Annotated in this window: 14 protein-coding genes and 1 tRNA gene; 7 read left to right on the top strand and 8 right to left on the bottom strand. The window is 38.5% G+C overall.

All coding sequences use genetic code 11. The features are described from left to right. Window positions 1-68 precede the first annotated feature (68 nt). A tRNA-Tyr gene (locus GQR39_RS05165) sits at window positions 69-153 on the bottom strand. 112 nt (window positions 154-265) lie between these two features. Between GQR39_RS05165 and GQR39_RS05160 the strand changes: the two genes are divergently transcribed. The 3 genes from GQR39_RS05160 to GQR39_RS05150 all read left to right on the top strand — a co-directional run bounded on the left by GQR39_RS05160 (window position 266) and on the right by GQR39_RS05150 (window position 2386). Next, a complete protein-coding gene (locus GQR39_RS05160; RefSeq protein WP_165734976.1) occupies window positions 266-793 on the top strand; it encodes a VC2046/SO_2500 family protein in 528 nt (175 codons plus the stop codon). A gap of 179 nt (window positions 794-972) precedes the next feature. Then, window positions 973-1275, top strand: a complete 303-nt coding sequence (locus GQR39_RS05155; RefSeq protein WP_002961433.1) for a DUF6172 family protein — start codon at window positions 973-975, stop codon at window positions 1273-1275. Window positions 1276-1468: 193 nt separating this feature from the next. Next, window positions 1469-2386, top strand: coding sequence for a diguanylate cyclase (locus GQR39_RS05150; protein WP_024598317.1), 918 nt, complete (start codon window positions 1469-1471; stop codon window positions 2384-2386). A gap of 74 nt (window positions 2387-2460) precedes the next feature. Here the strand turns inward: GQR39_RS05150 and GQR39_RS05145 are convergent, their stop codons facing one another. The 3 genes from GQR39_RS05145 to GQR39_RS05135 form a co-directional block, all read right to left on the bottom strand. Further along, complete coding sequence (locus GQR39_RS05145) at window positions 2461-2940, bottom strand: YchJ family protein (RefSeq protein ID WP_165734975.1); 480 nt, start codon at window positions 2938-2940, stop codon at window positions 2461-2463. A 38-nt stretch (window positions 2941-2978) separates the two neighbouring features. Beyond that, entirely contained in the window at window positions 2979-3413 is a 435-nt protein-coding gene (locus GQR39_RS05140; protein ID WP_007583705.1) for a SulA-like leucine-rich domain-containing protein, read from the bottom strand. 298 nt (window positions 3414-3711) lie between these two features. Beyond that, a complete protein-coding gene (locus GQR39_RS05135) occupies window positions 3712-4176 on the bottom strand; it encodes an SEL1-like repeat protein (protein ID WP_165734974.1) in 465 nt (154 codons plus the stop codon). Window positions 4177-4294: 118 nt separating this feature from the next. On the opposite strand from GQR39_RS05135, the gene GQR39_RS05130 reads away from it, so the two are divergent. Further along, window positions 4295-5587 (top strand): NCS2 family permease, encoded by a 1293-nt coding sequence (locus GQR39_RS05130; RefSeq protein WP_010555089.1) that lies wholly within the window; start codon window positions 4295-4297, stop codon window positions 5585-5587. 66 nt (window positions 5588-5653) lie between these two features. Here GQR39_RS05130 and GQR39_RS05125 read toward each other — a convergent pair whose 3' ends face one another. Continuing rightward, window positions 5654-6412, bottom strand: a complete 759-nt coding sequence (locus tag GQR39_RS05125; RefSeq protein WP_007583833.1) for a hypothetical protein — start codon at window positions 6410-6412, stop codon at window positions 5654-5656. 324 nt (window positions 6413-6736) lie between these two features. On the opposite strand from GQR39_RS05125, the gene cysB reads away from it, so the two are divergent. Next, window positions 6737-7714 (top strand): HTH-type transcriptional regulator CysB, encoded by a 978-nt coding sequence (gene cysB, locus GQR39_RS05120; RefSeq protein ID WP_002961670.1) that lies wholly within the window; start codon window positions 6737-6739, stop codon window positions 7712-7714. A 77-nt stretch (window positions 7715-7791) separates the two neighbouring features. Here cysB and GQR39_RS05115 read toward each other — a convergent pair whose 3' ends face one another. From GQR39_RS05115 to pabB, 3 genes are all read right to left on the bottom strand, one after another. After that, entirely contained in the window at window positions 7792-9168 is a 1377-nt protein-coding gene (locus GQR39_RS05115; protein ID WP_010555091.1) for an L-serine ammonia-lyase, read from the bottom strand. 103 nt (window positions 9169-9271) lie between these two features. Next, complete coding sequence (locus tag GQR39_RS05110; RefSeq protein ID WP_024590991.1) at window positions 9272-9847, bottom strand: CoA pyrophosphatase; 576 nt, start codon at window positions 9845-9847, stop codon at window positions 9272-9274. 6 nt (window positions 9848-9853) lie between these two features. Continuing rightward, the gene (pabB, locus tag GQR39_RS05105) at window positions 9854-11212 is read right to left on the bottom strand and encodes an aminodeoxychorismate synthase component I (RefSeq protein WP_165734973.1); all 1359 of its coding nucleotides are present in this window, start codon (window positions 11210-11212) and stop codon (window positions 9854-9856) included. A 155-nt stretch (window positions 11213-11367) separates the two neighbouring features. Between pabB and GQR39_RS05100 the strand changes: the two genes are divergently transcribed. Together GQR39_RS05100 and GQR39_RS05095 are read left to right on the top strand one after the other, a co-directional pair. After that, complete coding sequence (locus GQR39_RS05100; protein WP_007583843.1) at window positions 11368-12894, top strand: fumarate hydratase; 1527 nt, start codon at window positions 11368-11370, stop codon at window positions 12892-12894. A gap of 427 nt (window positions 12895-13321) precedes the next feature. Then, on the top strand, window positions 13322-14362 hold the full coding sequence (locus GQR39_RS05095; protein ID WP_007583845.1) for a Glu/Leu/Phe/Val dehydrogenase: 1041 nt from the start codon (window positions 13322-13324) through the stop codon (window positions 14360-14362). The last annotated feature ends 207 nt before the right edge of the window (window positions 14363-14569 follow it).

Raw genomic sequence — 14569 nt, 5'->3', positions numbered from 1 at the left:
GCCGCTCGGGAACCCCTCCACACTAATTTTATTGCATTTGGCCCCACTTAACTTAGCGGTAAGAAAAGTGGTGGAGGGAGCTGGATTCGAACCAGCGAAGGCTGAGCCGTCAGATTTACAGTCTGATCCCTTTGGCCGCTCGGGAACCCCTCCAATGCAACGGCGCTGATAATAGCAAATTGCGTATTTAAGTAAAGAAAAAAGCTAAAGAAAATTGAAATAAAGCCGATAAATATCTATCAGTTACCACAATCGGCTAAAGACTATGCAAATAGATGATTTGTTAATCACAGAGAGTCAGTTAAACAGTAGACTCAATAATAGTGTGCATGAAAATCGCCGTGGCGAATTTGCACTATTATTAGCGATGCTGTCACATGACGCACTCGACTTTAGTCAATTTCATTTACCAAAAACTGAAACAGATAATTTAGTTATAGAAGAAGAGGCGTTAAGAAAGCAATTTGGCGCAGGTCCAAAGCAACTTTTAGCCCCTGATGCATATAATATGTTGGTTGGACAATTTAATGCATCATTAATATCTCAAGAAGGAGAGCACTGTGGTATGGCTAGTATTAAGTTAAGACAATGCTTAAGCCCTGAACCACTTGCGATTAGAAATGATGATAAGCATATTCCACTTAATGTAATAGATAACTGTGAGCTTGCCGTCAGAAGAAGAATTAAAAGCGGACAAACCCAACTAGCTAATCCCCCTATAGATGCAGCTGCTTTTTACGACAGCCTTAATAATGATGCATTACATCAACCACTTCAGCTCATTGCGGTGTGATATATGATTGTAATAATCACCAGTTAATATATGCTTTATAACGGGTCTGCTTTATATATTTGCTAATAATTGATTTAATGAAAAAAAAGCATCCAAAAATTAAATGCAATTGCTATAATGGCGTCAAATGGTATGACATGAAATGCCATTATCATTAAACCAAGGTAATTAGGAACGTAATGAAGAAAACATTCACGCTAAATCACGAGAAAATCAAATACCCTCGTATGGTTGATGCTGCAAAGCACGAAGTGAAAAAATATTTGAAAAGAGAGCGTAATAAAACGCTACCTGAAGATGCTGACTATTGGGCATTTGACTGTAAGTTTGGTAACACAGCTGAAGATGCGCAAGTTGTGCACGTTGCTGAATTAAGTAACCAAATTGGCGAAATTGAAAAGCAAGGTTTGACCTCTTTCTATGTAGAGATTTTAGCTCGACCTGCTCAACGTCAACAGTTAGATTTAGATGATGACGAATAACACTTAATTTAATTAAGTGTTAGAAGTTTTAAAATGAGCCCAAGTGGCTCATTTTTTGTTTTTATGCATTAAAGATTCACCTTAAATCATTTTTATTAGTAACTAATAAGTAGAATTTCACTTTATTAACATTTGCATAACAAAATGTAGTGATATAGGGTGTGTTTAATTAAAAAAACAAAACAGTTGTACCATGCCTATAAATTACTCTGACCACCAATTGAAATTAAGCTTAAAGAGCTCTAAGGTACTTGTCGTTGACGATCAGCTATTAAGCTTAATTGTATTAAAAAAAATATTATCAGAGCATTTTAGTGTAACAACAACGAGCTGTGGTGAGGATGCGATTGAAATTTGTAAACATAATCCGCCAGATATAATACTACTCGATATTAATATGGAAGGAATGAGTGGTATTGAAACATGTCTAAAATTAAAAAATATATCTGAAACACAAGATATCCCCGTTATTTTTGTAACCTCATCTGAAAATCAAGAAGAAGAGTGCTGGGAAGCCGGAGCTGTAGATTTTATAAAGAAACCAACTAACTCGGAAACTTTATATAGAAGAGTGCGCGCCCATATTACGATGAAACTTCAACATGACTTACTCAATCAAAAAGTATTTCTAGATGATTTAACAAAGGTATTCAATCGTCGTTATTTTGATGCGCATTTTTCTAAAATGGAACGAAGCGCCTTACGAGAAAAAGTCGACTACGCACTATTACTCATCGATATAGACTACTTTAAGCAATACAACGATCTTTATGGTCATGTGCAAGGCGATACGGTTTTAAACCTTGTTGCACAAACTATTACTAATAGTTTGCAAAGGCCAACCGATTTTGTTGCGCGTTACGGCGGCGAAGAGTTTGTAGTTGTTCTACCGCATACAAGCACTGAAGGTGCGATTTGTGTTGCTGATAAAATTAAACAAAATGTGGTCGATTTAGGAATATTACACAGATATTCAGAATATGACTTTGTGACTATTAGTATTGGCGGTGCAACCCTACAACCGTACGTAAATAACAAAAACACCTTGCAGATCGCAGATGAAAAAATGTATGAGTCCAAAATGCAAGGTCGTAACCAAGTGTGTTTTTAAGTTTAGCTAGCTAATAAATCACTTTGCCACTTAAAAACACCTTGTAGGTGATAAACATTAAATAAGATTATTTATTACACGCTATGACATTTTTTGTACTTTTTATTGCTACCACATGGGCAGTTATCATTTCTGCCCACTTTAATATCTTCAACAGGATATATAGTGCCATCTAAATAACGCCATTGAGTGTTTTCTTTAATAAACTGCGATTTTTCGTGAAGCTCACAAAATAAGTTTTGATAAAAATATTGGGCTTTAAATTCTACAGTGCCGGTATCTCCATCATGGCTTGACCCAATTACATCAAGATTTATAAATCGACAGCTGTTAGCAAAATCATTGATTTCTTTAACCGGATTTTCAGCTTGTTTTTCTTTTGCGTAGGTTTGATAAACATATTCTGCATTTTTAATAACATAAGCACTGAATCGTGAGCGCATAAGTTGTTCAGGAGAATCAGCTTGCTTAACAGATAAGTGAAGCGGCTCGCAGCAATCGGCATAATTGTGCCCACTGCTGCAAAAACATAATGTGGTATTGAGTGAAGTCATAATAATAATACAAAGTCTAAAACATTAGTTTAACAAGCTTATTGGGCGAGTGATATCTCTGTTGTTTGAGACTTTTTAGTAAAACAGTATAGTTTTGTATTCGTTTTACTTAAATCGAACGATAGATTCGTAAGTAGTTGGTTATTAACTATATCGGTCCAGGTAATTACCGCTGCAAAGTTTCCGTTATGTAATGCAGAATTTAATACATACTCTAAATTTACTAGGTGCTTTTGTCTAATAACAAGTAATTTACTTGTATCAATAGAGCATGAGTCAAGTAAAGCTTTGCTAGGTACGTGATCTGGAGCAATTAGTAACGTCCATGCATTAGAGCTATTGTATTGGTGTAATACTTTTAAAAGCTCAAAGGTCGCTGAAATTTCATCTTCAATTTGAATCAAATTCACGCAATCGCTTTGCTCATCTTGTTGGTAACTTTTAACTGTTCTTACGGTAATAGGCTGTAACATAATTTCACTCACTGGGTTTTTATACAGTATTCATATACAGTAGTTTATACAGTGCTTTCGTGCAAGCCTTTTATGCTATTTATTTGTACAGTTATTCAGCTTTTGATCATTGTTTTTATTTTTTTAATTTATAATTCTTTATTAATCAGATTGTTATGGAATTATTTTTGAGAAGGTATTCTAAAAATAAATTTTTGAGCAGTGTCTTCATTTTGGGGTTTTATACTGTATAGGATTATCTTTGTAACCATATACAGTATTTTTTTACACTGCATACAGTACTTCTGCCATAGCTAGCTTATGTGTTTTCAATCGTGCGAGGGATCATATGAGAAAACTGGAGTTGGTGGATTTGTTCGTACAAACTTGCCGCATAACATTGAGCATCTTTAAATCGCTTAGTTTCGATATGTTTGCGTATATCTGTAACCGCTGCAGTGGCAGGGGCGTACCCTTGGCTACTTGCTAAGCTTAACCAAGCTACAGCATGAAATACACTTTGTGGCACGCCTTCACCTTTCACAAAAAATAAACCTAAATAAAACTGTGCTCTATGGTTTCCCGCCATTGCAGCAAGTCGCATCCATTTTGCAGCCAATGGAGCTTGATTATTTTTTAAATAATATAGGGCTTTATTTAACGTACTTTGCTCATCTTTTTTATTATCAACGGGCACAGAGGTATTTTCGGGTTGAGTAACAAAACCTAAAATATTATCTAGCTGTTGCTCTAAGTCTTGCTCACAAGGTGTTGTTTTAAGCATATTGGTTCATTTATTATTTTAACTACTTTAACAGTTTAGTATATAGCAAGGTAAAATGTCCTGTAAAAGATAATTTTTATGTTAAAATCTCGCCACTTTTTACTATCACAAGTTTATTATGTTCGAAGCCTTATTTAAACTGAGCGAAAATAATTCAACAGTTAAACGCGAATGCGTTGCTGGCCTAACTACCTTTATAACTATGGTATACATTGTATTTGTAAACCCGGCTATGCTCGCAGAGGCTGGGATGGATCAAGGGGCTGCATTTGTAGCGACATGTATAGCAGCTGCGATAGGCTGTTTTATAATGGGTTTATGGGCTAATTATCCATTAGCATTAGCGCCTGGTATGGGGCTAAATGCCTTTTTTACGTATGGTGTCGTATTAGGAATGGGTTATACCTGGCAAGCCGCCTTAGGGGCTGTATTTATGTCGGGTTGTATATTTTTGTTTTTAAGCTTATTTAAAGTCAGAGAGTGGATTATTAATGCCATACCTCTGGTGCTCAAGCGAGCAATCGCAACGGGTATAGGTGCTTTTTTAGCATTAATTGCCCTTAAAAATGCAGGCATTATTGTCTCAAGCCCGGCAACATTAGTGCAGTTGGGCGACATTACTTCTCCAGGACCGTTATTGGCTATATTAAGCTTTTTTGTAATTGCAGCGCTTTTATATCGCGATTTTAAAAGTGGCGTACTTATTAGTATTTTATTAGTGACTGGCATTGCTTTAAGTTTGGGGCTTGTTGAATATCACGGTGTTATGGCTATGCCACCATCAATAATGCCTACTTTTATGCAGCTAGATTTTGCAGCCGCTTTTGATATATCAATGATGAGTGTTATTTTTGCTTTCTTGTTTGTCGATCTTTTTGATACTTCGGGTACATTAGTTGCGGTAACTCAAAAAGCAGGTTTAGCTGATGAAAAAGGTAACATGCCTCGTTTAGGGCGCGCATTAAGTGCTGACAGCTCAGCAACAATTGCAGGTGCGATGCTAGGTACGTCTACGACTACATCGTATATAGAATCGGTTGCTGGTGTATCTGTTGGCGGACGTACTGGCTTAACAGCTGTAGTTGTAGGCATCTGCTTTTTACTAATGATGTTTTTTGCACCGCTTGCACAAATGGTACCGGCTTATGCTACGGCAGGCGCTATTTTATATGTCGCTGTTCTGATGCTGCAAAATTTAAAGTTTGTAAACTGGGATGATATGACCGATGCAATTCCTGTTACTGTGGTATTACTAATGACACCATTAACGTTTTCGATTGCGCACGGTATTGCACTTGGTTTTATATCTTATACGGCGGTTAAAGTCTTGTGCGGCAAGCAAGATCAAGTCAGTATTAGTGTTTGGATATTAACAGCCTTGTTTGTTTTCAAGTTTGCATTTTTGTCTTAATAGCTAACAAAAAAGCCTGCACAAATTTTAATTTGTGCAGGCTTTTTTAATGCTTTTATAAAAGCACTACCATTTCTTTTTAGGAGCAAACAGTATATCTAAGTCGTCTTGCTCTTCTTCTGTTTTCTTTTTAAGTGCGCTTGCATTAGAAGCTCGCAGTTCAACACTAATTGCTTCTAAGTAACCCTCAACTTCTAGCCGTTTTGTTGTTACGTATTCGTCAGAGTAGGTAACTGCGCTGAGTGTTGCCTGCGCTTTTTCAAAGTACTGTCTTGCAGAGCCAACCATACTGGCTGAGCGGGCAGATAGGCCACGTTTTATTTGGCTTTCAATATTAATACGCAGTTGTAGTTTTTCGAGACGTTTATCTTCTAAAACAAAAACTTGGCTATCAATACGACCTTTGCTGTGTTCAGAGCGTAAAATTGAGCGTAATTTTTTAATGCCTTGAATTAGGCCTACAAGTTGTTTGTCATTACTCGGTAGCGTTAAAGCTTCACTGCTATTATCTTGAACTGGATTAGATAAGTGCGTTTTTGCTTCACTTAAGCGGCTTTTAAGTGCTTTAGATGTTTGCGAGTTAGTAACCATTGTATTTAAAGCTTCGTAAATACGGCGCTGTAACGTACGAATTAGATTTTCAGAAAGGGGGATGTTAGCACTATTCATTAGTGCCTCTTCTGTTTCTTCTATTATAGCTTTTTGTTTTGTAAGCTCTTTACGGCGTTCTGCCTCTTGTTTTTCTTTGTGTTGTTGTACAGCACTTACCCAAAGTGCAATCACAATCAATGCAACTATAAGCACTATTATAATAGAAACGATCATGGTGTAATTCTCGGATATATAACCTAATTATTTAATCTTACATTAAATATACGTTAACAGGGTAGCTTTGCGCCGATTAACTTAAAAAATATACCAAAAAATTGATAGGTTGAGCTCTTTATAAACTGCAGTAAGCCTAAGGGCTTATAAACTAAAGCTGAATAATCATCGCTACCTGAAGCATATTTATTATGCTAGCCTTGAGCTCTAATCAGATAATTGCACACCTAAAGACCTAAAGTGCTATTTTACGTAAATAACACTTGGTTTTAAGCGGTATTGCCTTTATAAATAATATGAATAATAACGTTAAAATTTGCAGCCATGAAATTACAACAACTCAGATACATCGTAGAAGTACAAAATCATAAATTAAATGTTTCAGCGACTGCTGAGAGTTTATTTACCTCGCAGCCAGGAATTTCTAAACAAGTACGCATGTTAGAAGATGAGTTGGGTGTGCAAATTTTTGGTCGCAGTGGTAAGCATTTAACGCATGTAACCGGTGCCGGCGAAGATATTATTAATATTTCTCGTGAAATACTCTCTAAAGTAGAAGGTATTAAAGCCGTTGCTAATGAGCATACGCTACCTGATCAAGGTAAGTTAAATATTGCTACAACACATACCCAAGCTCGTTATGCTTTGCCTAACGTAATTCAAGGGTTTATGAAAAAATACCCTGCGGTATCGCTTCATATGCACCAAGGTACTCCACAGCAAATATCGGATGCTGCAGCACGCGGTGATGCCGATTTTGCTATTGCAACAGAAGCACTGCATTTGTATTCAGATTTAGTTATGCTGCCTTGCTACCATTGGAATCGCAGTATTGTTGTCGCTAAAGACCATCCGTTGGCTAAAAAGGCAAATAGTTTAACCGTTGCTGATATTGCTCAATATCCACTCATTACATATGTATTTGGTTTTACGGGCCGCTCAGAGTTAGATAAAGCGTTTAGCGCACACGGGCTTGAACCACACATTGTATTTACCGCAACCGATGCTGATGTTATAAAAACATACGTACGACTGGGTTTAGGAGTTGGTGTTGTTGCTTCAATGGCGATAGATCAAGTAAGCGATACCGATTTAGTGTGTATTGATGCAAGCCACTTATTTGAAGCTAGTACGACCAAAATTGGTTTTAGAAAGGGCAGCTTTTTACGTACTTATATGTATGATTTTATCGAACGTTTTGCACCGCACTTAACTAAAGAGCGAGTAGAGCGAGCAAGCTTATTACGTAACCAAGATGACGTAGATAAGTTATTTGCAGATATAGAGTTACCCGTTAAATAATGTCACTACATTAAACGAATAATAAAAAAGCCGCCTATTTTAAAAATAGGCGGCTTTTTCTTTTTATAGCGAGCTGATTAACATTCGATAATATTAACAGCCAATCCACCGCGAGCGGTTTCTTTATATTTAGTTTTCATATCGTTACCAGTTTCAAGCATGGTTTTAATCACTTTATCAAGTGATACCTTTTGCTCGCCACTGCCACGTATAGCTAAACGTGAAGCGTTAATTGCTTTAATAGCGCCCATTGCATTACGTTCAATACACGGCACCTGTACTAAGCCACCAACAGGGTCGCACGTTAGGCCTAAATTATGTTCCATACCAATTTCTGCTGCGTTTTCTACTTGCACAACATTGCCACCAACAATTTCTGTTAATGCGCCTGCAGCCATAGAGCACGCAACGCCCACTTCACCTTGGCAACCTACTTCGGCACCCGATATAGAGGCATTCTTTTTATATAAAATACCAATAGCAGCAGCGGTTAATAAATAACGCGTGGCTATATCGCGGTCTACTTCTTTCACAAATGTGTGATAGTACATAAGCACAGCCGGTAAAATACCCGCAGCACCATTAGTTGGTGCGGTAACTACACGGCCACCTGCAGCGTTTTCTTCGTTTACGGCAAGGGCAAATAAATCAACCCAGTCCATTGCACGAAGCGGGTCGTTACTGACCTCTATATTTAGTTTTAAGTATAAGCTGGGCGCACGGCGTTTTACTTTTAAGCCGCCAGGTAAAATACCTTCGGTGCGCATACCACGGTCAATACAAGCCATCATTACTTTCCAAATATGGAACAATGTGTCTTTTACTTCGTCTTCAGTGCGCAGTGTTTTTTCGTTTTTCATCATCAAGGTAGAAACACTAAACCCAGACTCTTTACACATCTCTAGTAGTTCTTTTGCGCTACCAAATGGGAAAGGGGCTGGATTTTCTTCTCTAATATCGAGGGCCGCCTGTTTTTCGTTTTCAAACTCTTCGTCGGTAACAATGAAGCCACCGCCAATAGAGTAATATACTTTGCTGTAAACTTTTTCGCCGTTGTTTGAGGCGATAATTTCCATTGCATTAGAATGCTTAGGCAGTGTTTTACGACGATGGAAAACAATAGCACCTTGTTTTGGGAATTTGGCTTTGTGTGTTTTGTTTAAATAAATAACCTGATCTTTTTCAATGGTCGCTAAAATGTCGTCGACTAAATCGGCATCAATTGTTTCAGGATCGTAACCGGCTAAACCAAGAATTACGGCTTTACCCGAGCCATGGCCAACACCTGTTTGACCAAGAGAGCCATAAAGCTCTACTTTAATATCGGTAACATTTGCTAATAATTGTTGTTCTTGTAGGTCATTAACAAATAAGCGTGATGCGCGCATTGGGCCAACGGTGTGTGATGACGAAGGGCCAATACCAATACTAAACATATCAAATGCACTGATCATAATGTGTGTGTCTCTACTTTGTTTTATCAGCACGAAGCTGCTCTTTGAACGGTCGAGCATGATAACGTGGAATTGTGATTGTGTAACTACTAATAACGAAGATTTAAACTGGTAAGGCGAGTTGTTTTGTAAAGTTTTTTATAATGCTTGCAGTCGCACCCCATAGTAAACCATGCGGCGTTTTAAAACCTTGCAAAATAACCGTTTTCCCAAATCGTTGAAAAGGTAAGGGTTGCCAGTTAGCTTCGTTATTTAACTCAGTGACAGAGAGCAAAAAGCTCGCTTGTACTTCATTATAGTCATTTTCCCAGGTGGTATTTTTTTTGAGTAAACCCACATAGGGGCTAATACTAAAACCCGTTAAGGTTGAATACTCAGGTAAGTGACCTAAGACATTAACGTTGCTTTGGGCAATATTTAGCTCTTCTTTTAGTTCGCGAAGGGCTGTGGTGCGAAGGGTAATGTCGCTTACTTCAAACTTGCCTCCGGGCAAACAAATCTCCCCAGGGTGATGGTGTAAATAAGTAGGGCGTTTACACAGTAAAATATGTGCATGGTTATCTATATCAATAATTGGCAGCATAACAGCGCTAGCGCGTTTTTTACGTGTGTCTTTTAACTGATTTGGCGCAGCTGTAGGGCTTAACAGAAACCGCGCCATAATGTGTTCACTATTCAAAACGACCTACTGTTTTAATAAAGGGAGGATTTTATTTACTTTATCGTAAGTTTCTTGATATTCCAATTCGACTTTAGAATCAGCGACTATTCCACCACCTGCCCAGCAGTAAATTTGCGCTTTGTGGCACACCAAGGTGCGAATAGTGATACTCGTATCCATATTTCCACACGCACTTAAATAACCAATTGAGCCACAATAAATGCTGCGGCGATGCGGCTCTAGTTCTTCAATTATTTCCATCGCTCTAATTTTGGGTGCACCGGTGATTGATCCACCCGGGAAAGCTGCTTTTAGCTGATCGACCGCTGTTTTACCTTCATCAAGTTCTGAGGTTACCGTGCTTACTAAATGATGCACTGCCGGAAAGCTTTCAATAGCAAAAAGGGAAGGGACGTGAACGCTGCCTGGTTTTGCTACTTTGCCTAAGTCGTTACGTAGTAAATCAACAATCATTACATTTTCAGCGCGATCTTTAGCTGATGCTGCGAGTATTTTCGCTTGGCGTTGATCCTCTAGTGCATCTGCTTTTCGCGGCAGTGTGCCTTTAATTGGCTTGGTTTCTACAACGTTATTATTTACAGATATAAAGCGCTCAGGGGAAATTGATAAAATAGCCCCTTGAGGGTGATTTATAAAGCTTGAAAACGGCGCTTTATTTGCCTCACGCAGTTTAATATAAGCTGCCCAAGGGGAGCCTTCACACTGAGCGTTAAAGCGCTGCGCTAAATTAATTTGGTAACAATCGCCACTTTTTAAATACTCCTCAATTTGGGCAAACTTTGCAGCGTATTCCGTTTCGCTCATATTTGATTGCCAGTCGCTGTTTAGGGCAAAGGACTGCGTATTAACTTGGGAGTTAACGTGTTTATTTAAATATTGCTGATAAAGCGCTAATCGATCGGTGTTTGGCTGCGATACATAAAACCAGCTTTGTTGCTGCTTGTCGTAAATAAGGGCATCTAAGTAAAGGCCAATAGCCATTTGGGGAAGGTTAATGTCTTCGATAGCACGAGTGGGGATGTTTTCAATTGTACGGCCTAGGTCGTAGCCAAAGTAGCCAAGCCAGCCGCCGTTAAAGGGTAAATCGTAACCGGCTTTTGTTTTATCAAGATGCGAAAGCTCATTATTCATAATTTCAAAGCAGTTATCACTACTTTCTATATTATTTAAAAAGCTTTTATTATTTTTTACTTCAAGGGTACTTTGCGGCTCAATGGCAATAATATCAAAACGGCTGTTTATATGATTACTATTTGCAGAATCTAATAGAATTGCATAAGGCAAATGTGAAAAATGCGCAAAAACGTCAATGCAGTTTTGTGTTATGCCTAATTTAATACAATTTTTTTTATTGTTTAGCATTTACTGCCCCTTTAAGAACTGGCTCGAAACGGGCTGGGAGGGTATCATAAGTCAAATTTTTTGGCAGCACTAAGCTGTAAAAAACAGTGCAAACCACCGTCACCGGTTTGATTTAGATTACGCGACAACGCGTAACGGTAACTTAAGGAACCACTATGAGTACAATTTGTCAGCAAGACTTTATTGATAGCATTGAAGATGCATTGCAATATATTTCGTTCTATCACCCACTTGATTTTGTTCAAGCTCTCGAAAAAGCTTACAACAAAGAACAAAGTAAAGCGGCTAAAGACGCCATTGCACAAATTTTAATTAACTCACGCATGTCGGCTGAAGGCAAGCGTCCACTTTGCCAAGATACCGGTATTATTACCTGTTTTGTTAAAGTAGGTATGGATGTTAAGTGGGATAAAACAGATTTAACCGTTCAACAAATGGTTGATGAAGGTACTCGTCGTGCATATTTGAATCCAGATAACCCTTTACGTGCATCTATTGTTGCAGACCCTGCTGGCACGCGTAAAAACACGAAAGATAATACGCCTTCGGTTGTGCATATCGATTTAGTAGCGGGCGGTAAAGTAGAAGTAATGGTTGCGGCTAAAGGCGGCGGCTCTGAAAACAAAAGTAAAATGGTTATGTTAAACCCGTCAGATGATGTTGCTGAATGGGTAGAAAAAACACTACCAACAATGGGTGCTGGTTGGTGTCCGCCAGGCATGCTAGGAATAGGTATTGGTGGTACGGCTGAAAAAGCGGCAGTAATGGCTAAAGAGTCGTTAATGGACCCGGTTGATATCCATGAACTAATGGAGCGCGGCGCAGAAACGACTGAAGAAAAGCTACGTTTAGAAATTTTTGACCGTGCTAATAAATTAGGTATTGGCGCACAAGGCTTAGGCGGTTTAACAACGGTTGTTGATGTTAAAATTAAAACAGCACCAACGCATGCGGCTTCAAAACCTGTAGTAATGATCCCTAACTGTGCGGCAACTCGCCATGTACATTTTACACTTGACGGTTCTGGCCCTGCTAATTTAAAAGCACCTAAGCTAGAAGATTGGCCACAAGTAACATTTGAAGTGGGCGAAGGAACACGTCGTGTTGACTTAAATACACTGACTAAAAAAGATGTTCAAGAATGGAAAATGGGCGAAACTGTTTTACTTTCGGGCACTATTTTAACAGGTCGTGATGCAGCGCATAAACGTCTGCAAGATATGATCAATTCAGGTGAAGGTTTACCAAAAGGCGTAGACTTTGATAATAAATTTATTTATTACGTAGGCCCTGTGGATGCGGTACGTGATGAAGCAGTAGGTCCTGCAGGCCCTACAACTGCAACTCGTATGGATAAATTTACCGATATGATGCTAGAAAAAACAGGCATTGTAGGCATGATTGGTAAAGCTGAACGTGGACCTGCAACTGTTGAGTCTATTAAAGAGCATAAATCTGTTTATTTAATGGCTGTAGGCGGCGCAGCTTACTTAGTATCTAAAGCGATTAAAAAAGCACGCGTAGTTGCTTTTGAAGATTTAGGTATGGAAGCTATTTATGAATTTGAAGTAGAAGATATGCCAGTGACCGTTGCAGTAGACAGTGAAGGCGCCAATGCGCATACACAAGGCCCTGCAATCTGGAAAGCTAAAATAGAAGAGCTTGATAGCAAGCTAAAATAACGTACGTTATGTTTTTAAAAAGCGAGCCTAGTGCTCGCTTTTTTGTTTTTTAAATAGAGTCATTATCAAGCTTACAGCTCTGACCAGTTTGCGAAAAAGCTCACTTTTTACTGGAAACCTATAGGCAGCAGTACGTGGCGGGCAAGCAGCACTTGTATATTAAACTTTACACGCAATCGCTTTGTTACGTTCACGTAAACGTAAGTTGGTGTGGTTGTTCTATTTATAGTTTTTAAAACTTACAAATGACGATTTTGTGAATTTTTTATCTATACAATAGTTTTAATCCGGTTATTTAATTTAAGCTTGATGTTTTCATTGGTTTTATCTTCTGCGAGTATAGCGAACTCGAATATGAAGTGATAAAGTCTCGGCAATTTCCAGCGCGCATACCCTCTCACGGGTTAACTATTTCGGAGTATTTTAAGTGGCTGTGTTTAATCGAGTTGAATTTGATAACCATGAACAAGTGGTTTTTTGTTCTGATGAAGAGTCGGGTTTAAAAGCAATTATTGCTGTACATAATACCAACCTAGGTCCTGCAGTTGGCGGATGTAGAATGTGGGATTATGCGAACGACGAAGATGCTGTTTACGACGTGCTACGTTTATCAAAGGGCATGACTTATAAAAATGCAGTTGCGCGCTTACCATTTGGTGGTGGTAAATCTGTAATTATAGGTAACGCGAAAGAAATTAAATCTGAGCAATTATTCCGTGCATTTGGTCGCCAGTTAGAGCGATTAAATGGCAGCTATTACTCAGCAGAAGATGTAAACATCACATGTGCTGATGTAGCTATTATGAATAAAGAAACTAATTACGTACTGGGTCTTGAAGGTAAAAGTGGTAACCCATCGCCATTTACAGCATATGGTACGTTTTTAGGAATTAAAGCAGCGCTACAGCATCAACGTGGTCATCAAGATTTTGCAGGAGTGAAAGTGGCTGTTCAAGGTTTAGGTGCTGTTGCATATGGTTTATGTAAGCATTTAGCCGATGCGGGCGCTGAGTTGTTTGTAACTGACATTAACCAAGCTGCAATTGATCGCGTAGTTAATGATTTTGGCGCGACTGCGGTTGGCATTGATGAAATTTACGACTTAGATGTTGATGTTTATGCACCTTGTGCATTAGGTGCAACTATTAACGATTTAACGATACCGCGTTTAAAAGCGACTATTATTGCAGGCTGTGCTAATAATCAGTTAGCAGAGTCTCGCCACGGTGAAGTTATTCGTGAAAAAGGCATTTTATATGCACCAGATTACGTAATTAACGCTGGTGGTATTATTAATGTTTATTACGAAACAGCGCCAGAAGGTTACAGTGCAGCAGCGTCTAATAAACATGTTGAAGGTATTTTTAATACGTTAGCTGAAATCTTTGCCCGTAGCGAAAAAGAGCAAAAATCAACGCATTTAATTGCTGACGAATTAGCGCAAGAGATCATTAAAAACGGTCTGTGATCTAAGTTCTAATTTATATAAGGGTGTGCAAGTGCACACCCTTTGTTTATCTGTAAGTTAGGGTCTGTTGATCTTTGCGGATTAAAATTTGTTCAAACTAGGGGTTATTTAATCGCGGCGCGAGATTTGTAACCTAGTGGGCTAAGTAAAAACCGAGTAACAAAGAGTAAGTAGCCCCTAGGAAGAACCTTTTGGGCAGCGCCTGTT

Source organism: Pseudoalteromonas sp. C8, assembly GCF_011378685.1.
In the GTDB taxonomy this organism is placed as follows: Bacteria; Pseudomonadota; Gammaproteobacteria; order Enterobacterales; family Alteromonadaceae; genus Pseudoalteromonas; species Pseudoalteromonas arctica.
This window is presented reverse-complemented; position numbering and strand designations above follow the sequence as displayed.

Excerpts from the sequence above, each read along its gene's own strand:
- cysB (WP_002961670.1), top strand. The coding sequence starts at position 6,737 with ATGAAATTACAACAACTCAGATACATCGTAGAAGTACAAAATCATAAA.
- GQR39_RS05160 (WP_165734976.1), top strand. The coding sequence starts at position 266 with ATGCAAATAGATGATTTGTTAATCACAGAGAGTCAGTTAAACAGTAGA.
- GQR39_RS05100 (WP_007583843.1), top strand. The coding sequence starts at position 11,368 with ATGAGTACAATTTGTCAGCAAGACTTTATTGATAGCATTGAAGATGCA.
- GQR39_RS05130 (WP_010555089.1), top strand. The coding sequence starts at position 4,295 with ATGTTCGAAGCCTTATTTAAACTGAGCGAAAATAATTCAACAGTTAAA.
- GQR39_RS05115 (WP_010555091.1), bottom strand. The coding sequence starts at position 9,168 with ATGATCAGTGCATTTGATATGTTTAGTATTGGTATTGGCCCTTCGTCA.
- GQR39_RS05155 (WP_002961433.1), top strand. The coding sequence starts at position 973 with ATGAAGAAAACATTCACGCTAAATCACGAGAAAATCAAATACCCTCGT.
- pabB (WP_165734973.1), bottom strand. The coding sequence starts at position 11,212 with ATGCTAAACAATAAAAAAAATTGTATTAAATTAGGCATAACACAAAAC.
- GQR39_RS05145 (WP_165734975.1), bottom strand. The coding sequence starts at position 2,940 with ATGACTTCACTCAATACCACATTATGTTTTTGCAGCAGTGGGCACAAT.
- GQR39_RS05140 (WP_007583705.1), bottom strand. The coding sequence starts at position 3,413 with ATGTTACAGCCTATTACCGTAAGAACAGTTAAAAGTTACCAACAAGAT.
- GQR39_RS05125 (WP_007583833.1), bottom strand. The coding sequence starts at position 6,412 with ATGATCGTTTCTATTATAATAGTGCTTATAGTTGCATTGATTGTGATT.
- GQR39_RS05135 (WP_165734974.1), bottom strand. The coding sequence starts at position 4,176 with ATGCTTAAAACAACACCTTGTGAGCAAGACTTAGAGCAACAGCTAGAT.
- GQR39_RS05150 (WP_024598317.1), top strand. The coding sequence starts at position 1,469 with ATGCCTATAAATTACTCTGACCACCAATTGAAATTAAGCTTAAAGAGC.